Below are 18,565 nucleotides of genomic sequence, written 5' to 3' on the forward strand. Positions count from 1 at the left end.
TCTTGTCGTTGTCAGCCGGCTTGTCGTTGTCAGCCGGCCTTTGGGGTGGCCCTGACGGCATTCGCGGCCCTGTCAGCGCTGATTTGGGCGTCAGTTCCGGAATCAAGGATGGTGTTCCGCGTTGACGCGGAATCGACCACGACGGCCGTCACGGCGAGGCCGTCGGCAGCGCCAGTGGCCAGCAGGGCGCCCACCTGGGCCTCGAAGCAGGAGTCACTCGACGAGGCATTAACGTCAAGGGCCACCACATGGTTGTTGGAAACGAAGTTGCCCGCCCCCTCCATCAGCCGGATGATGACCGGCGTGGCGCCGGCCGGCCGGACGCTGTGCGCGTCGATGACCTCGGAAAAGTGGTTCCCGATCACCGAGTTGCTGTTGCCGCTGACGCAGAGAAGCCCTGTGAGGTCGTCCAGACCGTTCCCGACTCCCTGGAACGGGGTCCATGGCTCATGGTCGCGCAGGAAGTGGTTCGTGGCCACGAGGTTTTCCGAACTGTTCGCTTCGAGCACCACCATGCCGGGGTAGAACGAATGCAGGCGGTTGTTGGTGACGCTTGAGCGCGTGACGCCGTTGAAACGGATGCTGCTGGCACCCCGGGGGAAGACGTTGTTTGCGGTGACCAGGAGGCCGCCATGCTTCTCCGCGTAGATCGAGTGGCCCTTGAAGCCTGCCCCGATCAGGTTGTCAGTGATCTTTGACGCCTGCCCCCACCCGCGCAGTTCAATGCAGCTTCCGCATTCGGCGATGAAATTGTCGTGGATGGAAAGCGCATCAGCGTTGTAGATGGTCAGGGCGTTCTCGAGGTACACGAATCCCATGCCGTTGACGCGGAACGAGTCATTCGCGTTCGCCACATGGATGCCAGTCTTGCCGTTGACGTACGTGTTCTCCGGATGCATCCCCGAGCCGTCCGGGCTGAAGTGCAACCCGTCAATGCAGAAATTGGAGAACTCCACCGAGCTGATCCGCGGGCTCCCGGTTCGCTCCACGTAGAAGGCGGCGCCTTGGGATTCCCCGCTGCCGCCACTGAGGGGAATGTCCACCAGGATGCGGCTGCCGCCGGGCCACAGCTCGTGCAGGTTGGGCCAGTCGTCTTCGGGAACGTTGAACCGGATGCTGGAGGACGTAAACCCGTGTCCCGATCCCTGGATCTTGAGGAAGCTGATGTCGATCAGCACCTGGGTACGCAGCCGGTAGTCCCCCGGCGGTATGTAGATCACCGCGCCGGGTTTTCCGCCGCTGTTCGCATCGGTGGCGGCCTGCCGGTGCTTGATGTCATCGATGATGCTGTTGATGACTTCACCGACGTCCTCGAACGGGTCGCCGGCAGGCCACGTCGTCACGTCGTAGTAGTTGTTGCTGGACATGGCTTCTTCCCTTTGTGTTGTGGTGTTCATGGGGCCACCGGCTGATGCTCGGGAAGGTCCTCCCGCAGTTCCTCCAGTGTTGGAGGGTGGGCCCCTGGGCGGCGCACCGTGATGGCCGCTGCCTTGGATGCCATGCGGCCCAGGGACTCCAGCACCGACGGTGCCAGCCCGTCTGCTCCGCGCATAAGCAGTCCGTAGATGAGGGCAGCCATGTACGAGTCGCCGGCCCCGATGGTGTCCACCACCGCCGACCTGACGGACGGTACTTCCACCCGTGCGCCACCTGTTGTGAGCAGGGATCCTTCCGCGCCCATGGTGACGGCGACGAGACCGGCCCCAAGCCCAACGATTCGCTGTGCGATGTCATCCACGGCCAGCCGCGGATAGAGCCAGCGGGCGTCCTCATCGCTGAGTTTCACCACCTCCGTGAACGGAACAAGTTCCTCGAAGACGGTCTTTGCCTCAAAGTGGCTGCCGAGCAGGGCAGGGCGGATGTTGGGATCGTAGGTGACCACGCAGCGCTCGTGGGACTGCTCAAGGAGCTCCCTGACTCCTTGCGCGCCCGGTGCCAGGAAGGAGGCGATCGAACCGGTGTGCAGGATTTTGGGAAGGACCGCCGGGGCGGTCCGTGGGAGGTCCCACCGGATGTTGAAGTCGTACTGGGCGGAACCGTCGGACGCCAGAACCGCGGTGGCCGTAGAGGTTGCGCCGCGGACCCGGGAACCCGGCAGGAGTTGGACTCCCGCGCTTTGGAGGTGCTGTTCGATGGCGGAGCCGTGGTGGTCGTCGCCGATCGAGGTGAACAATGCCGTGCTTGCCCCCAGCCGCCCCAGCCCATAGGCCACGTTGGCCGGCGACCCGCCGGGGTGCTCCACGGTGCCCCGCGGCGTGACCACGATGTCCATGAGGGCTTCACCGACAACAACCACGTCGATGCCCTGCCTTGGGTCGGCAGCCTGCTGGACTGTTGGCATCTTTTTGGACCTTTCGTTGGGCGAGGGCGAACCGTTAAGCAAGTTCACTGACGGCGAGCTTGAGTATTGTTGCCGGGCCTCCGTCGACCGTCAGCCGGTTCTCCGTATTGCCGGGGCCTGGGAAGATGAGATCCGTCAGGACCGTCCTGCCGCCCTGGGCGAAGACTTCGACCGAGCAGTGGTCCACGACAATCAGCAGCTTCAGGACACCGTTTTCAAGGTGGACCGGCGCGGACTCAACCGAAGCGAATTTCCCGTGAAAGCCAGTGTTTCCCGACTGCCTGCGGTCAAGGATGAGTTGGGCAGTTGCTGGGTCGTAACTGAGGATGGCGCCGGCGGTGCCGTCGCTGTTTCCGAAGAATTGGAACCCGATCCGGTCCGCCGTGCCGGGCAGTATGTCAGCCTCGATGACCTGGGCACTGCCGGGTACGGGGTCCGGCAGGCGGAGGGCTTCGTTCCGCAGCTCAACCGTTTCCACGGTCAGGTGCTCCCCTGCGGCGGGCAGTGCTCCCCCTGTGCCGGGTTCCGGCAGGACCGGCTGTTGGACCAGGCGGGCGCAGCCATCGACTGCGGTGAGACGCAGTTCGCGGGCCAGGGTCATGGAAGAGCGCCATGGGGCTGTGGGCAGTTCGTTGGCGTAGTCCCAGTTGTTCATCCAGCCGATGATGATGCGCCGGTCATCCGGGGCGTTGCTGAACGAAACGGAGGCGTAGCAGTCGCGTCCCCAGTCAAGCCACAGGCACTGCCGCAGCGCGGCCGAAGCCTCCGAGGGGTCCGGGACGGTACGCAGCCCGGCCGGAGCCACGAGGGAACCTGCGTCCGGAACGAACCGGGCGCCGTCGAACTGGCCCACGAAGTACTGGCCACCGGATCCCCCAGCCACTGCGCCGGGGTTGACGTTGACGATCAGGACCCATTTGGTGTTGGCCGGGTCCCCGTCCACTGCGAGGGGAAAAAGATCGGGGCACTCCCAGTCACCGGCGTCGGCGTTGGCCGGGCCGAAATCACTCAGGAAATCCCACGACTTGAGGTCATCCGAACGGTAGAAGACCACCTGCTGGTGATGCGCTTCGACCGCGACCATGACCCAGTACGCGCCCAGCTCCCCTTGGTAGCGGAACACCTTGGGATCCCTGAAGTTCGCCGAATTCCTGGTGAGGACAGGGTTTCCGTCGTATTTCTGCCACGTCATGCCGCCGTCGGTGCTGTACGCGAGGGACTGGGCCTGCGTGCCGTTCAGTTCTGACGCGGCTTTGAAGGCACTGGTGTAGATGGCCACCAGGGCGGGTGCGTCCGCCGTGCCGAAACCGGCCGTGTTGCCGCGGTCCACCACGACGCTGCCGGAGAAGATGTCCTCTGTCTCGTCGCACGCAATCGCCACCGGGTGTTCCGTCCAGTGCAGCAGGTCACGGGAGGTGGCGTGGCCCCAGGACATGTTGCCCCAGACGCTGCCATAGGGGTTGTTTTGGTAGAAGAGGTGGTACAGGCCGTCGTGGAACACCAGGCCGTTGGGATCGTTCAGCCAGGTATCCCTTGCCGTGAAGTGGATGGCAGGCCGGAACCTGGAGATTTCTGCCGGAGCTGTTTCCGGGCGGGCGGCATCAAGGCAACTGGACATGTCTGGTGTTCCCCTTGGGAAGTGGAAGGAGCTGGCTGCCTACTGGCGGGGCGCCGCGATGGAGTCGCGGCGCACCAGGGGGCAACTCAGGATGGTCGGGTGAAGGGCCATGAGGGAAAGGTCCGTCTTCCCCTCGACGGCGTCGATCAGGTGCTCGGTGGCCCAGGCACCCATCTCGTAGTGCGGCAGGGCCACGGTGGTGAGGCCCGGATAAAGGTTGGCGGCGATCAGTTCCTGGTCATCGAAGCCGACAATCGAAAGGTCGGCCGGGATGGACAGGCCCAGTTCGGCAGCGGCGCGATAGGCGCCCATGGCCATCCGGTCGTTGTAGCAGAACAGGCCCGTCGGCCGGTGGGCGCCTGCCAGGATGCGCCGGGCCGCTTCATAGCCGCCATGCACCTCGGAAACCTCGGACTCGACAGGTGCCGCGTCGCCGTCGAGCCCTGCTTCCGTCAGCGTGGCCCGGAAGGCCCGGAGCCGCTGACGGGTCGCGGGGACGTCGTCAGTGTTGTTGATGAATCCCACCCGGGTGTGGCCCGCTTCGAGGAGCGCGGTCACGGCCGCGCGGGCACCACCTTCCTCATCCGGGATCACTGCGGTGATGTTTCCGCCGGTGGCCACGGAGTCCACCAGCACGGAGGGCACGCTGCCGAGGTTGGGTGGCAGTTCCACGTTGCGGTGGTACATGGTGGCGTAGAGGATTCCGTCCACCCGGCGGTCCAGGAGGGCCTCGACGTCGGCCTCCCGGGACTCCAGGCTGGCCGAGCCGGAGGTGTTGATGATCATCAGGTTGTACCCGCGTGCTTTGGCGGCCTCGTCGGCGCCGAGGATGATCCGCCCGGCGTGCGGCGTGGTGGCGATATCCTCGCTGACCAGGCCCAGCATGCCGGTCCTCTGCGTGCGCAGCGCCTGGGCCAGGCGGTTTGGCCCGTACCCCAACTGCTCGGCGGCGGACCGCACCTTGTTCCGGGTTTCCGGACTCACCCTGGCGTATGAGACGTCATTGAGGACATGGGAGACGGTGGTGACGGACACGCCGGCGGCCACGGCCACGTCCTTGATGCCGATGTTCTTGTTGCTCATCTGTCTCCCACGTCCTTATGGTCAGTGATGCCCCTGGGGCTACCAGTAGGCTACTCGTTGCTGGTGATCTAGCCCTTGACGGCGCCGAGGGTCATGCCCGCCACGATCCTGCGCTGCAGGAGCAGCGTGAGGAGGATGACGGGGATGGAATACACGGCGGCGAGGGCCGTCATGGATCCCCAGTCCAGGCCAAACTGCGTCTGGAAGTTCGCGATCACCACGGGCGTTGTTTGGGAGCGGATGGCCGTCATCAGGAGCGCGAACAGGAACTCGTTCCAGGAGGCCAGGAAGGCGAAGATGGCTGTGACCGCGATGCCGCCGGACACCACCGGGATCACCACGCGCCACAGGGCTCCCAGCCGGCTGCACCCGTCCACGGTGGCCGCTTCCTCCAGGTCCTTCGGCACCGCTTCGAAGAAGCTGGACATGAGCCAGATCGAGAGCGGCAAGGAAATGGTGGTGTGGGCGATGGACAGTGCAATGGGAGTGTCGGCCAACCCCATTGAGGCCATCATGGACGCCAGCGGGATTCCGATGGCCACCGGCGGCACCATCCGGGTCACCAGCGCGGCCATGATGAAGATCCGGCCGCTGAGGGTCTTGTACCGGGTGATGCCGTATGCCGCCGGCACCGCCAGCACCAGCGAAAGCACGGTACTGATGATGGCCGTCTGGATGCTGTTGATGAACGACGCCGGCACGCCGCTGCGGCCCAGCGCATTGGCGTAGTTCTCCAGCGTCCACTCCCGGGGAAGGATGGTGGGCGGCACCGCGATGGTGTCGATCGGCGTCTTAAAGGACGTGAACAGCAGGTACAGGAACGGGAACCCGTACAGCACCATCGCTGCCGCCAGGAGGACCCACAGCAGCGTGCGGGTGCCGCGCCGGCCCGCTTCCAGGCCTTCCCGGTTCACACCGCGGCGCATGCGTTCCTTGCCTGTGGCGACCGGCGCCGAAGGTGTCCCGGGCGCCATGGGCGTGGCCCCGCCGTCGTGCCTGACTCTTTCTGCGGTTCTCATCAGTTGTCCTTCCCTGGCCGCCAAATGGTGGATACCGCCACGAAGGCGACAGCAAGCATCGCCAGCAGGTAGAGGGTGCCCATGGCGCTTGCCAGCCCGGGGTCTCCGAACCGGATCATGGTCCGGTAGATCAGCAGGCTCATGGTTTCCGACGCGGACTGCGGGCCGCCATTGGTTTGGATGAGGATGGTGTCAAAGGCGCGGGCTGCGTCGATGCCGCGGACCACCAGGGCGACGGCGATGACCGGCCGCAGCAGGGGCAGGATGATCCGGAACAGCAGTGCCGGTGCGCGTGCACCGTCCAGCCGTGCTGCCTCGATCAGGTCACCGGGGATGTTTTGCAGGCCTGCGAAGAGCACCAGGCACATGAACGATGTGGTCAGCCAGATGTCAGGGACGGCCACCGAGTAGAGCACGATGCCCGGGTCCGACAGCCAGCCGATCTGGTTGGGGTCGGACAGGATCCCCGCCTGGTGCAGGAGGGTTCCGATCAGGCCGAAGTTGTCGATCATCAGGAATTTCCACAGCAGGCCGGCCACGATGGGGGCGATCATCAGCGGATACATGAAGACGGTCCGCCAGATCTGGGAGCTCTTGCCCAGCATGGTGAACAGCAGCGCCATGCCCAGGCCCAGCGCGAATTCCAGCGTGACCACCACCAGGGTGTAGGCAAGTGTCCGCCACCCTGCGCCGGTGAAGGCCTCCGAGGCGAAGGCCCTGACGTAGTTGTCCAGGCCTACGAACTCGCGGGAGCCGCCGGCAATCGGGGAAATCTTGAAGAAGCTGTCCGCCACCAGGCGGAACAGCGGAAAGGCCACAAAAACTGCCAGGAACAGCGCCGCTGGTGTCATCAGGAACAATGCGAAGCGGCGATCGGAGATACGCACGGTTTTCTCTTCCGCTGGTTGGGGCCGCGGCCGGCGCCGGTGAGTCAGGCGCCGGCCGCGGGGGTCTTACTTAAGGAGGTCCTCGATCTGCTTTTTGGCATCGGCGAGGAGAGTTGCGGAGTCACCGCCGGCGACAGCCTTCTGGAGCATGGGCACCAGCACGGTGTCCACGATCTGCTGCCACTTTTCGGTAGCGGGGCGCGTGGCCGTGGCCTTGCCGTTGAGGGTCTGGATCAGGGGCTTGAAGCTCTCATAGCCTGGCTTGTCCTGGTATTTCTCGAAGGCGGAGATGCGTGCGGCCAGGCCAAGATTCGACTCGATACCCTTGTCGTTGTAGTCGTAGGCGCACTTGACGAACTTCTTGGCGGCGTCCGCGTTCTTGGTGGCTTTCGGTACGGACAGGTACCAGGGGCCTGGCACGCCGCCGACGCCGGCTGAACCGGCGATCATGGGTGCAGCACCAACCTTGCCGGCCACTGCCGAGTCCTTGGGGATCTGGCGGTAAGCGTGGGCCCAGAAACGGGTCATGGCCGTCTTGCCCTGGTTGAACAGGTTCTGCGCGGCAGCCCAGTCAACCTGTGCGGCACCCGAGGGCGCGTCCTTGACGAGGCTGGTGTAGAAGTCCAGGGCTTCCTTGTGGGCGGCGTTGTCGATGACCACCTTGTTGTTCGCATCCAGGACCATGGGCGAGCCGGCCTGCAGGACGTGGGCAAGCCATTCGGTTTCCACACCGCCCTTGACGTCGGTTCCGTACATGCCGTCCTTGGTGAAGAACGCGGAAATGTCCTGGTACTGCTTCCATGTTGTAGGGGCGGCGAGCCCGTAGCCGTACTTGGCCTGGAAGTCAGCCTTGTTCTTGGCGTCCTCGAACAGATCCTTGCGGTACAGGATGATTTCCGCGTTGGTCCAGGCGGGCATCCCGATGAAATGGCCGTCCACGTTGGCTTCCTTGACCAACGCCGGGAAGATGTCCTTCTTTGCCTCATCGGTAAAGAGTTCGTCAATGGGCTGGACGGCGTCCTTGAAGCTGGGCAGCCAGACGGAGTCCAGGGCGGCGACGTCGAAGGAGACCGTGCCGGAGGAAAATTCGCTGGAGAGACGGTTGAACATGCCGTCGTAGGGCAGTTCGACGAAGTTGACGTCGACGCCGGTTTCCTTCTTGCATTGTTCCGCGACGCCCGTCAGCTCGGCGTGGCCGCCGGCTTCCACCAGGACGTTTACGGTGCTGGTGCCGGCGCTCCCGGACGATGATGCCGGGCCCCCTGCGCCGCACCCGGAGGCAGCCAGGGCGACGACGGTGCAGATACCGCCGATGGTGGCGAGCCTGTTGATGTTTTTACGAGTGGACATCGCTGTCGACTCACTTTCTCTTGAACGGAAACGGAGAGACTATCGGGGTGAAAAATCGTTTTGCCAAAACGACTTGGCATTTACTTTAGGTTTCACCGGGGAAAGGTGTCAAGTGTCACAGCGAAGAACCGTCCAGGGAAAGAAGTCCCAAGAAAGAAGTCCCGGGAAGCCGCCTGCAGGTTCAGGCAGTGACCGGCAGCACCAGGAGATAGCCGGTGGGGAGCCCGCTGCTCCAGCGGCGCGGCTCCCGCACCACGAACTGGGTGGCCAGCTCCTCGGGGGTCAGCAGGCTGTTGGGAACAGGCGACGGGCCCCACTGTCCACTGCCGTACGGGTACAGCGGATCCAGGACGCGGATGCCGGTCACGGCGAAGTCGGAGAATTGCCGGGGGTCGCCGAGGGATTCGAACCCGCTCATCACCCAGGCGTGCCTGCCGCTCCACATGACCAGTCCCACCGGCCGGCCCGTGTCGGTAATGGCCCGGGCCGCCGTCCTCAGCGCTTCCGGATAGTCGGGAATGCTAACCACCCGGTACGGTCCCATTCCCGATTCGGTGAGCACCTGGGCCCAGCCAAAGGGGTTGGCACCGTTGAACGAATCAGAGGAACGGGCGCGCGCCATCTCCCACAGTTCATTCTGCTGCGCACGGTCAGCCCAGGTGCCCCCGCCCGTATCGTCAATAAGGTTGTGCGCCATCTGGATGCTCGCGGCAACGCACCAGTCAAAGGTGTACTGCGGAACGAAGTCACCCTCCCGGTAGAGGTTCAGGGCGAACGGCTGCGGCACCGGGGCAGGGACGGGTGCCGGCGCCGGCGAAGGCTCCGAGGTGGGGAGGGAAGCCTGGACCGGAGCCGCCGGATCACTGGAAACCGGCGGGGCAGTAAGGGCCGCACCACCCGCAGCGTCCCCCGGCAGGCCGGTCTCCGCGGAGGCCGAAGCCGGAGCGGGAGCCGTGGCGGCCTCCTGCAGGCCCGCCACGGGAACACAGGCCGCAAGGAATCCGGCCAGGGCAACGAGCCAGGCCAGGAGACGCAGGCGGGCACCGGTGGTCATCGCTCGAGTCCATTCCTGTTGAGCGGGCTTACCTCATCCCAGTCTCCTGCCCCCGGCTCCCCTTGACTACCCCACCCCACCTTCCCTACACTTTTCATAAAGCAGAATCTAAATTCCACGAAGCGGAAACCGCAAGGGAGCCGGAAGCAAGGGAAGATAGATCAAAGCCCCTCCTCGGAAGGACCTACGATGACGTACACAGTGAACTGCTCCATCCTCCTCACGGAGCTTCCCCTGCTCGAGCGCCCTGCCGCGGCAAAGGCAGCCGGCTTTGACGCCGTCGAGTTCTGGTGGCCTTTCGAGACCTCCGTTCCGGCGGACAGCGAGATCACCAAGTTCGAGAACGCCATCACGGACGCCGGCGTCCAGCTCACCGGGCTGAACTTCAACGCCGGCAACATGCCCGGCGGCGACCGGGGCCTGGTCTCATGGAAGGGACGCTGCTCGGAGTTCAAGGACAACGTGGACGTTGTTGCCGGCATCGGCGGGCGCCTGGGCTGCAAGGCCTTCAACGCCCTCTACGGCAACAGGCAGGACGAATTCGCCCCTGAAGAACAGGACGAACTGGCTGTCAGGAACCTGGCGGCAGCGGCAGAAGGGGTTGCCCGCATCGGCGGCACCGTCCTCCTGGAACCGGTCAGCGGCGCACCCAGGTACCCGCTCCTCACCGCCGACGACGCACTCAGGGTCATTGCCCGCGTCAAGGCCGAGGCCGGCGCCGGCAACATCAAGCTCCTCGCCGACTTCTACCACCTGGCCGTCAACGGCGACGACGTCCCGGCCGTGATCGAAAACCACGCCAAGGACTTCGGCCACATCCAGATCGCCGACAACCCCGGCCGCGGCGCCCCCGGCACCGGCACCCTCCCGCTCGGCGAATGGATCGCCCGCAGCCGCGAACTCGGCTACGAGGGCTACATCGGCCTCGAGTACAAGGAACCGCAGGAGACGGCCTTCAGCTGGGCCATCCGCGAACGCATCGCCAAGTAGTCCCCACCCGCCCAACTAACTCGCAGTAGTTGTCGTTATGAGCGTTCAAAACGACAACAAATGCGAGTCAGTTGGGAAACCACGAACAGACTTTTCAGGAAAGAGAACCATCATGAGCAACGTTGCAGTCATCGGACTCGGAATCATGGGCCTGCCAATGGCCATCAACCTGGTCAAGGCCGGCCACACCGTCACCGGCTTCAACCGCAGCCAGGACAAGATCGACAAGCTGGTCTCCGAAGGCGGCAAGGGCGCCACCAGCATCGCGGGCGCCGTCAAGGATGCCGACGTCGTCATCACCATGGTGCCGGACTCCCCCGACGTCGAGGGCGTGGTCAGCGGCAAGGATGGTGTCTTCGCCAACGCCAAGCAGGGCGCCCTCTGGATCGACGCCTCCAGCATTCGCCCCGACGTCGCCGTCCGCCTCGCGGCGGAGGCCAGGGAAGCAGGCATCCGCCCCCTCGACGCCCCGGTTTCCGGCGGCGAACAGGGCGCCATCGACGCCGTCCTTTCCATCATGGTGGGCGGGGACAGGGCTGACTTTGACGACGCCCAGGACGTCCTGAATGCCGTCGGCAAAACCATCGTCCACGTGGGCCCCTCCGGATCCGGCCAGACCGTCAAGGCAGCCAACCAGCTGATCGTTGCGGTCAACATCGAAGTCCTCGGCGAAGCCATCGCCTTCCTCGAGGCCTACGGCGTGGACACCGACGCCGCCCTCAAGGTCCTCGGCGGCGGCCTGGCCGGTTCCAAGGTCCTGGAGCAGAAGGGCCAGAAGATGCTGGACCGCAACTTCGATCCCGGCTTCCGCCTGGCCCTGCACCACAAGGACCTGGGCATCGTCACCTCCGCCGCCCGCGAAGCCAACGTGGCCATCCCGCTCGGCGCCGTCGTCGCCCAGCTCGTCGCCGCCACCGTCAACCAGGGTGACGGCGCACTGGACCACTCCGGACTCTTCAAGCAGGTCCTCCAGCTCAGCGGCCGCAAGTAAACCTCACGCAGCCCAGCCGGCCGCCCCGAAAACGGGGCACATTGACACGGACACGCCGGCCGCCGTCGTAATTTACGACGCCGACACTCCCAAAGTGCCCCGCGACCGCCGGGCCTTCCTTCAGCACACCTAAAAACAGACTTCCCAAGCTTTCAAGGAGCACCCCATGAGCAAGATGCGTACCGTTGATGCAGCGGTGGCCATCCTGGAAAAGGAAGGCGCCATCGAGGCGTTCGGCCTGCCAGGCGCCGCGATCAACCCCTTCTATTCCGCAATGCGCGCCCACGGCGGCATCCGCCACACCCTTGCCCGCCACGTTGAAGGCGCCAGCCACATGGCCGACGGCTTCAGCCGCGCCAAGGACGGCAACATCGGCATCTGCATCGGCACCTCCGGCCCTGCCGGCACCGACATGATCACCGGCCTCTACGCCGCCTGGGCAGACTCCATCCCCATGCTCTGCATCACCGGCCAGGCCCCGGTTGCCAAGCTGCACAAGGAAGACTTCCAGGCCGTGGACATCGAATCCATCGCCAAGCCCGTCACCAAGATGGCCATGACCATCCTGGAGCCCGGCCAGGTTCCGGGCGCCTTCCAGAAGGCCTTCCAGCTGATGCGCTCCGGCCGCCCCGGCCCGGTTCTCCTGGACCTGCCCATCGACGTTCAAATGGCCGAGATCGAGTTCGACATCGATACCTACGAGCCCCTTCCCGTCGAAAAGCCCAAGGCCTCCCGCAAGCAGCTGGAAAAGGCCCTGGACATGCTGACCGCGGCCAAGCACCCGCTGATCGTGGCCGGCGGCGGCATCATCAACGCCGGCGCCTCCGCGCAGCTGGTGGAACTGGCCGAAACCCTCAACATTCCGGTCATTCCCACCCTGATGGGCTGGGGCACCATCCCGGATGACCACCGCCTGATGGCCGGCATGGTGGGCCTGCAGACCAGCCACCGCTACGGCAACGAGAACTACCTGAAGAGCGACTTCGTGATCGGCATCGGCAACCGCTGGGCCAACCGCCACACCGGCGGCCTGGACACCTACACCGCCGGCCGCAAGTTCGTGCACATCGACATCGAGCCCACCCAGATCGGCCGCGTGTTCTCCCCGGACCTGGGCATCGCGTCCGACGCCGGCGCGGCGCTGGCAGGGCTGGTTGAACTCGCCAAAGAGCGCAAGGCGGCAGGATCCCTGCCGGACTACACCGCCTGGGTTGCCGAGTGCCAGGACCGCAAGGCCTCCCTGCACCGCAAGACGCACTTCGAGAACATCCCCATCAAGCCGCAGCGCGTGTACGAGGAGATGAACAAGTCCTTCGGCCGCGACACCATCTACGTGTCCACCATCGGCCTGTCCCAGATCGCCGGGGCCCAGATGCTCCACGTGTTCGGTCCCCGCAAATGGATCAACGCCGGCCAGGCAGGCCCGCTGGGCTGGACCGCCCCGGCGGCGCTTGGCGTGGTCCGCGGCAAGCCGGATGAGACCGTGGTGGCCCTCTCCGGCGACTACGACTTCCAGTTCATGATCGAGGAACTGGCCGTGGGCGCCCAGTTCAACCTCCCCTACATCCACGTGGTGGTGAACAACTCCTACCTGGGCCTGATCCGCCAGTCCCAGCGCGGGTTCAACATGGAGCAGAACGTGTCCCTGGCGTTCGAGAACATCAACAGCGCACACCTGTCCGAGGACACCCGCGGCTACGGCGTTGACCACCTCAAGGTGGCCGAGGGCCTGGGCTGCAAGGCCGTCCGCGTGGAGGACCCTAACGACCTCGCCGCCGCGTTCGACAAGGCCAAGGCGCTCATGGGCGAGTTCCAGGTTCCCGTGGTGGTGGAAGTGATCCTGGAAAAGGTCACCAACATCTCCATGGGCGTGGAAATCAACGCCGTCAACGAGTTCGAGCCCCTGGCCGAGACCGCCGCAGACGCACCCACCGCCATCCTGGCCCTGCAGGCATAACCATGCGCGTGGTTATCGCCCCGGACAAGTTCAAGGGTTCGCTGTCCGCGCCGGAGGTCTGCAGGTTCCTCGAAAAGGGCCTGCAGCGCGGGGCCGGCGGGAACCTTGACGTGGTCCGGATTCCGGTGGCCGACGGCGGCGAGGGCACCCTCGACGCCGCCGTCGGCTCCGGCTTCACCCGCCGGAGCGCAACGGTCACCGGTCCCAGCGGGCAGCCCGTGGATGCGGACTTCGCCGTCCGCGGGCACGAAGCCGTCATCGAGATGGCCACGGCATCCGGGCTCGCGCTGATGCCGGGCGTCCGGAACGGCGGCAGGCCGGGCTCGGCTGACGCCACCACAGCCACCAGCCTGGGCACGGGCCAGCTCATCAGGGCCGCCCTGGACGCCGGCTGCCGGCGGATCGTCCTGGGCGTGGGCGGCAGCGCCAACACCGACGGCGGCGCGGGGCTCCTGCAGGGGCTTGGTGCCAGGTTCCTGGACAGCAGGAACAACGAACTTGCACCGGGCGGGGCTGCGCTGGCAAACCTGCACAGCATCGACTTCACCGATTTCGAGCCCCGGCTGGTGGACACCCGCTTTGTGCTGGCATCCGACGTCGACAACCCGCTGCTGGGCGCCCAGGGCGCCCCGGCGGTTTTCGGCCCGCAAAAGGGAGCCACACAACAGGACGTCGGCATGCTCGACGCCGCCCTGGCCAGGTTTGTCGAAGTCCTGGCCAGGGAAATCGGATTCCGCGCCGTCAAGGCTGCCGAGGCTCCCGGAGCCGGGGCAGCCGGCGGCGTGGGCTACGCCGCCATCGCCGTCCTGGCCGCCACGCGGCGGCCGGGGATCGACGTCGTCCTTGAATTCACGGAACTGGAGCAGCGGCTGGCCGGCGCCGACCTGGTGATCACCGGCGAAGGCAGCCTGGATGAGCAAAGCCTGCTGGGCAAGACCCCCATGGGTGTTGCCCGGGCTGCTGCGGCGCAGGGCGTTCCGGTCATCGCCGTCTGCGGCCGGACCACCCTGGACCAGGGCCAGGCAGCGGCCGCAGGATTCGAGGATGTTTACGCTTTGACGGCGCTCGAAACCGATGTAAACAGGTGCATAGCAGAGGCAGGGCCGCTGCTGGAGCAGCTGGGCACCCAAATCAGTGCGGGGCTGGCAGCCAACAGGCCTGCCGCCGCAAGTACCAAGGAGGACCTCCGTGTCTGAAGAACGTTTCGACCTCGTCATCCGGGGCCGGCGCATCCTGACCACCGCCGGCATCGCGCCACGCGAGGTGGGCGTCCGCAACGGCAAGATCGTGGCCCTCGAACCGCTTGGCAACGGCCTGGCCGGCGCCGAGATCATCGACCTCGCCGACGATGAGACGCTGCTCCCGGGCCTGGTGGACACCCACGTCCACGTCAACGAGCCCGGCCGCACCGAGTGGGAGGGCTTCGCGTCTGCCACCCGGGCCGCGGCAGCAGGCGGCGTGACCACCATCATCGACATGCCCCTGAACTCCGTTCCGCCCACCACCACGGTGGAAAACCTCAAGCTCAAGCGCGAGGTGGCCGAAGACCAGGCGTTCATCGACGTCGGGTTCTGGGGCGGTGCCATCCCCGGCAACAAGGCCGACCTCCGCCCCCTGCATGATGAGGGCGTCTTCGGCTTCAAGTGCTTCCTCCTGCACTCCGGCGTGGACGAGTTCCCGCACCTGGACGCGGACGAGATGGAGGAGGACATGGCCGAGCTCAAGTCCTTCGACTCCCTCATGATCGTCCACGCCGAGGACTCGCACGCGATTGACCGCGCCCCGCACCCCGGCGGCGACCACTACTCCACGTTCCTTGCCTCCCGCCCCCGTGGCGCCGAGAACAAGGCCATCGCCGAGGTCATCGAACGGGCCCGCTGGACCGGTGCGCGTGCGCACATCCTGCACCTGTCGTCGTCGGACGCGCTGCCCATGATCGCCAGCGCAAAGCGCGACGGCGTCAAGCTCACCGTGGAGACGTGCCCGCACTACCTGACCCTGATGGCGGAGGAGATCCCGGACGGTGCCACCGCCTACAAGTGCTGCCCACCCATCCGGGAGGCCTCCAACCGGGAGCTGCTGTGGCAGGGCCTCCTGGACGGCACCATCGACTGCATCGTCTCTGACCACTCCCCCTCCACGCTGGACCTGAAGGATCTGGAAAACGGCGACTTCGCCGTGGCCTGGGGCGGCGTCTCCTCGCTGCAGCTGGGCCTGTCCCTGATCTGGACCGAGGCTCGGCACCGCGGCATCCGGCTGGAACAGGTGGTGTCCTGGATGGCGGAGAAGCCCGCCGGACTGGCCCGCCTCACCAACAAGGGCCAGCTGGCGCTGGGCTACGACGCCGACTTCGCCGTCTTTGCGCCCGACGAGGCCTTCGTGGTGGACGTGTCCAAGCTCAAGCACAAGAACCCCATCACCCCGTACGACGGCAAAGCCCTGTCCGGCGTGGTGCGCAAGACCTTCCTCCGCGGCGCCGTAGTGGACGGCCAGACCCCCACGGGCAGGCTGATCCGCCGCGGCGGCGTCTAGGGAGACGCCATGGCAGTGGAAGCGCACTATCCGGGGGCGGGGGCGCGGCCGGGATTTCCTTCACGCAAGGCCGCCGCCCGCGGTCTCGCGGTGTGGGTGGTTCCGGCCGAAGGAACCAGCCCGGAACTCCTGCGCCACGCCGCCCAAATGGTCCTGGCAAGGGCCCTCGAAACTGCTCCGGAGGCGGAAGTCCATTGGCCTGCCGCCGGAGCCCCCACGTCCGCCGCGGAAGGAGCCGCAGCCGACTCCTCTCCGGCTCCCTCCGCGGCGGAGAACCCCGGCGCAACTGATGACGACGGCGGCACCCGCCTGCCGCCGTCGGCCGGCCCCGTCAGCCGGGTCGCCGTGGACCTCGCCGCCGACACCGTCCTGCTGGACGGCAGGCCCGTGGCCCTGACCGGCGTCGAATACAAAGTGCTGCGCTACCTGGTGACCCACCTGTCACGGACGGTGGGCCGCGAGGAACTGCAGGAGTTCCTGGAGTCCCTCGATTTCCCCGGCGCTACGGCACGCTCCATCGACGTCTACGTGGGCAGGATCCGCAAGAAACTGGGCAACGCCCGCCATGCCGTGGCAACTGTCCGCGGCGGCGGGTACCAGTTTGTGCCGGGTCCGCACGCTGCAGTTCGTGGACCGGCGGAATACTGCATATGACGCGCTGGTTTGTATCAGTATGCGGCAACCCGCTTCACTTGATGTTTGGCCATCACTGACCGAGTCTTACAAAGGAACGCCATGAGCCCCACCCTGACCACCAAGCTTCAGCCCGGCACCCCGGCTCCTGAATTCACCCTCCGGGACGCCCAGGGCCGGGAGACCTCCTTGGCCGATTACCGTGGCAAGAACGTCATTGTCTACTTCTACCCGAAGGCCGCCACCCCCGGCTGCACCACCGAGGCCTGCGACTTCCGCGACAGCCTAGCCTCCCTCCAGGGCAAGGGCTACGAAGTCATCGGGGTTTCCCCGGATGCCCAGGAAGCCCTGGCCGGCTTCAGCGGCGACTTCTCCCTGACCTTCCCCCTGCTCTCGGACCCCGACCATGCCGTTGCCCTGGCCTATGGCGCCTGGGGCGAGAAGCTGGTCAAGGGCGAAATCCACGAAGGCATTGTCCGCTCCACCGTTGTGGTGGACCCCGAAGGCAAAGTCACCCTGGCCCAGTACCAGGTGCAGGCCGACGGCCACGTCGCCCGCCTCAAGGAGGCCCTGGGCGTCTAGGACGATCCATCACCTGCTGCGGGTTTTCCCGGACGCTTCCGCACGTGCTGCGGGAGCGTCCGGGCGTTTAACCACCTGCCTTCGCCTCCGCCGCCACGTGGGCATACGAAGCCGAAACCCGGCGGTAAACGGGAGTCAGGAAGGCCAGCAGGGCGGCCGCGATCATGATGATGCCGGCCACCAGGAAAACCAGGGCGATTCCGCGGGAGGTGCCCCCGCCAAGCAGCGGGTCCAGTCGGGCTGCACCTTCCGCTGACCGTGCGTACGGGATGATCCAGAACTGGGCAATGGGCGCGATGACGAACGCGGTGACCGGTGCGGCAGCGGACTCGAATGCCATGGCGAAGCCAAAAACGCGCCCCTGCCGCTCCAACGGCACCACCCGTTGGATGACGGTCTGCTCGGCCGCCTCCACGAACGGGACCAGCACCAGGTACAGCCAGATCCCAAGGATGTAGAGCCACGCCCACTCCCGCAGCGTGAAGACCGCACCCAGCACTCCCATGGCCGCCACCGCAACCAGCAGGGTGCGCAGGGGGTTGGCGCCGAGCCCGAACTTGCCGATCAAGGCGCCGCCGATGATGAACCCGGTGGATCCGACCGCAAAGACAGCACCCCACATCTGCACTGAGAACATTTCCAGCCCGTACGGATCCATCAGCGCCATGTACACGCCGCCGATGAAGTTGTTGAACGTGGAGAACAGGATCAGCGCGAACAGCCCCGAAATGGCCAGCACTGCCGCGATCGAGCCCCTCAGGTCGAACCCGCCGCGGGCGTCTGTTGCCGCGGGCCGCACCTCCTCGGGCATCCGCAGGGTCAGCAGGTGGGCGAAGGCCAGCGCCGTGAGCACCAGCGCGACGGCGATGGTCCAGCCCATGCCCAGCAGACCGACGGACAATCCGGACAGCAGGGAGGTGACAATGAACATCAGCCCCTGCACCATCCCCACCAGCCCGTTGGCATTGGCACGGCGCTCCGGTTCGATCAGGATGGTGACGGTGGTGGACAGGGCAATGTTCCGCAGGTTCTCCACCACGGCGCCGACCAGGATGACCAGAGTGAAGATCCAGAACCATGCCTGCCCCAGGTCCAGCAGTGACGCGGCAGGCACCAGCAGGAACATCACCCCGGACAGCACGAACATGACCAGCGTGAAGCAGGCAGCGAAGCGCATCACGGCCAGCTTGCGGCAGCGGTCCACGAAGGTGCCGAAGCTGATGCTGGAGAGGGCAATCAGCAGCATGTACGCGCCGCCCACCACCCCGGTGGCAATCACGTTCCGCGTCTCCAGGTACAACCAAAAAGTCAGCGCGAACCACAAATAGCTGGTGGTGATGTTGGCCAGGGCTGTGTTCACCAGGATGCCGGTGAAGGTGCGGGAGCGCTCTGCCGGGCTCCGCAGGAAGGTGCCGGTGGAGTCGGAATCCGCAGCCGCCCTGCCCGGTTCCTGCTCGGTCATGCGTCCCAGTGTAGTGACGGCGCCCGCCTTTTGGTCCCCCCTGTTTCGCACGTGGGTGTGAGGATA

General features: G+C 65.8%; 16 protein-coding genes. 7 read left to right on the top strand and 9 right to left on the bottom strand.

All coding sequences use genetic code 11. The annotated features are described in order from the left end of the window. Window positions 1–29: 29 nt before the first annotated feature. The 8 genes from ACEN9K_RS19490 to ACEN9K_RS19525 all read right to left on the bottom strand — a co-directional run bounded on the left by ACEN9K_RS19490 (window position 30) and on the right by ACEN9K_RS19525 (window position 9,352). The gene (locus ACEN9K_RS19490) at window positions 30–1,367 is read right to left on the bottom strand and encodes a NosD domain-containing protein (RefSeq protein WP_495635730.1); all 1,338 of its coding nucleotides are present in this window, start codon (window positions 1,365–1,367) and stop codon (window positions 30–32) included. Window positions 1,368–1,393: 26 nt separating this feature from the next. Further along, window positions 1,394–2,341, bottom strand: a complete 948-nt coding sequence (locus tag ACEN9K_RS19495; protein ID WP_134165098.1) for a carbohydrate kinase family protein — start codon at window positions 2,339–2,341, stop codon at window positions 1,394–1,396. 34 nt (window positions 2,342–2,375) lie between these two features. After that, complete coding sequence (locus tag ACEN9K_RS19500) at window positions 2,376–3,959, bottom strand: glycoside hydrolase family 32 protein (protein ID WP_056391679.1); 1,584 nt, start codon at window positions 3,957–3,959, stop codon at window positions 2,376–2,378. 39 nt (window positions 3,960–3,998) lie between these two features. After that, entirely contained in the window at window positions 3,999–5,042 is a 1,044-nt protein-coding gene (locus ACEN9K_RS19505; RefSeq protein WP_018771749.1) for a LacI family DNA-binding transcriptional regulator, read from the bottom strand. A gap of 68 nt (window positions 5,043–5,110) precedes the next feature. After that, complete coding sequence (locus ACEN9K_RS19510) at window positions 5,111–6,061, bottom strand: carbohydrate ABC transporter permease (protein ID WP_144600184.1); 951 nt, start codon at window positions 6,059–6,061, stop codon at window positions 5,111–5,113. After that, window positions 6,061–6,948 carry a carbohydrate ABC transporter permease gene (locus ACEN9K_RS19515; RefSeq protein WP_026266149.1) on the bottom strand — a complete coding sequence of 296 codons (888 nt, stop codon included), beginning with the start codon at window positions 6,946–6,948 and terminating at the stop codon, window positions 6,061–6,063. Before ACEN9K_RS19515 ends, ACEN9K_RS19510 begins: the two co-directional genes overlap by 1 nt. 66 nt (window positions 6,949–7,014) lie before the next feature. Continuing rightward, window positions 7,015–8,298, bottom strand: coding sequence for an ABC transporter substrate-binding protein (locus ACEN9K_RS19520; RefSeq protein ID WP_018771752.1), 1,284 nt, complete (start codon window positions 8,296–8,298; stop codon window positions 7,015–7,017). Between the two features lie 181 nt (window positions 8,299–8,479). Continuing rightward, window positions 8,480–9,352: a hypothetical protein gene (locus tag ACEN9K_RS19525; RefSeq protein ID WP_495634895.1), complete on the bottom strand. Its 873-nt coding sequence runs from the start codon at window positions 9,350–9,352 to the stop codon at window positions 8,480–8,482. 189 nt (window positions 9,353–9,541) lie between these two features. Here ACEN9K_RS19525 and ACEN9K_RS19530 point away from each other — a divergent pair, with 189 nt between their 5' ends. From ACEN9K_RS19530 to bcp, 7 genes are all read left to right on the top strand, one after another. Continuing rightward, window positions 9,542–10,342 carry a hydroxypyruvate isomerase family protein gene (locus ACEN9K_RS19530; RefSeq protein ID WP_495634896.1) on the top strand — a complete coding sequence of 267 codons (801 nt, stop codon included), beginning with the start codon at window positions 9,542–9,544 and terminating at the stop codon, window positions 10,340–10,342. Window positions 10,343–10,379: 37 nt separating this feature from the next. After that, the gene (locus ACEN9K_RS19535) at window positions 10,380–11,333 is read left to right on the top strand and encodes a 2-hydroxy-3-oxopropionate reductase (RefSeq protein WP_495634897.1); all 954 of its coding nucleotides are present in this window, start codon (window positions 10,380–10,382) and stop codon (window positions 11,331–11,333) included. A 166-nt stretch (window positions 11,334–11,499) separates the two neighbouring features. Continuing rightward, window positions 11,500–13,290, top strand: a complete 1,791-nt coding sequence (gene gcl, locus ACEN9K_RS19540; protein WP_495634898.1) for a glyoxylate carboligase — start codon at window positions 11,500–11,502, stop codon at window positions 13,288–13,290. A gap of 2 nt (window positions 13,291–13,292) precedes the next feature. Next, complete coding sequence (locus ACEN9K_RS19545; protein WP_495634899.1) at window positions 13,293–14,486, top strand: glycerate kinase; 1,194 nt, start codon at window positions 13,293–13,295, stop codon at window positions 14,484–14,486. After that, on the top strand, window positions 14,479–15,822 hold the full coding sequence (gene allB / locus ACEN9K_RS19550; RefSeq protein ID WP_018771757.1) for an allantoinase AllB: 1,344 nt from the start codon (window positions 14,479–14,481) through the stop codon (window positions 15,820–15,822). Before ACEN9K_RS19545 ends, allB begins: the two co-directional genes overlap by 8 nt. A 9-nt stretch (window positions 15,823–15,831) precedes the next feature. Continuing rightward, entirely contained in the window at window positions 15,832–16,476 is a 645-nt protein-coding gene (locus ACEN9K_RS19555) for a winged helix-turn-helix domain-containing protein (RefSeq protein ID WP_018771758.1), read from the top strand. A gap of 81 nt (window positions 16,477–16,557) precedes the next feature. Further along, entirely contained in the window at window positions 16,558–17,037 is a 480-nt protein-coding gene (bcp, locus tag ACEN9K_RS19560) for a thioredoxin-dependent thiol peroxidase (RefSeq protein WP_018771759.1), read from the top strand. A gap of 67 nt (window positions 17,038–17,104) precedes the next feature. Here the strand turns inward: bcp and ACEN9K_RS19565 are convergent, their stop codons facing one another. Next, window positions 17,105–18,499 carry an MFS transporter gene (locus tag ACEN9K_RS19565; RefSeq protein WP_134165092.1) on the bottom strand — a complete coding sequence of 465 codons (1,395 nt, stop codon included), beginning with the start codon at window positions 18,497–18,499 and terminating at the stop codon, window positions 17,105–17,107. Window positions 18,500–18,565: the final 66 nt, after the last annotated feature.

It is taken from the genome of Pseudarthrobacter sp. Pseusp20, assembly GCF_059492155.1.

Bases quoted from the DNA above. Each gene is read 5' to 3' on its own strand.
- ACEN9K_RS19490 (WP_495635730.1), bottom strand. From the start codon at position 1,367: ATGTCCAGCAACAACTACTACGACGTGACGACGTGGCCTGCCGGCGAC.
- ACEN9K_RS19495 (WP_134165098.1), bottom strand. From the start codon at position 2,341: ATGCCAACAGTCCAGCAGGCTGCCGACCCAAGGCAGGGCATCGACGTG.
- ACEN9K_RS19500 (WP_056391679.1), bottom strand. From the start codon at position 3,959: ATGTCCAGTTGCCTTGATGCCGCCCGCCCGGAAACAGCTCCGGCAGAA.
- ACEN9K_RS19505 (WP_018771749.1), bottom strand. From the start codon at position 5,042: ATGAGCAACAAGAACATCGGCATCAAGGACGTGGCCGTGGCCGCCGGC.
- ACEN9K_RS19510 (WP_144600184.1), bottom strand. From the start codon at position 6,061: ATGAGAACCGCAGAAAGAGTCAGGCACGACGGCGGGGCCACGCCCATG.
- ACEN9K_RS19520 (WP_018771752.1), bottom strand. From the start codon at position 8,298: ATGTCCACTCGTAAAAACATCAACAGGCTCGCCACCATCGGCGGTATC.
- ACEN9K_RS19525 (WP_495634895.1), bottom strand. From the start codon at position 9,352: ATGACCACCGGTGCCCGCCTGCGTCTCCTGGCCTGGCTCGTTGCCCTG.
- ACEN9K_RS19530 (WP_495634896.1), top strand. From the start codon at position 9,542: ATGACGTACACAGTGAACTGCTCCATCCTCCTCACGGAGCTTCCCCTG.
- ACEN9K_RS19535 (WP_495634897.1), top strand. From the start codon at position 10,380: ATGAGCGTTCAAAACGACAACAAATGCGAGTCAGTTGGGAAACCACGA.
- gcl (WP_495634898.1), top strand. From the start codon at position 11,500: ATGAGCAAGATGCGTACCGTTGATGCAGCGGTGGCCATCCTGGAAAAG.
- ACEN9K_RS19545 (WP_495634899.1), top strand. From the start codon at position 13,293: ATGCGCGTGGTTATCGCCCCGGACAAGTTCAAGGGTTCGCTGTCCGCG.
- ACEN9K_RS19555 (WP_018771758.1), top strand. From the start codon at position 15,832: ATGGCAGTGGAAGCGCACTATCCGGGGGCGGGGGCGCGGCCGGGATTT.
- bcp (WP_018771759.1), top strand. From the start codon at position 16,558: ATGAGCCCCACCCTGACCACCAAGCTTCAGCCCGGCACCCCGGCTCCT.
- ACEN9K_RS19565 (WP_134165092.1), bottom strand. From the start codon at position 18,499: ATGACCGAGCAGGAACCGGGCAGGGCGGCTGCGGATTCCGACTCCACC.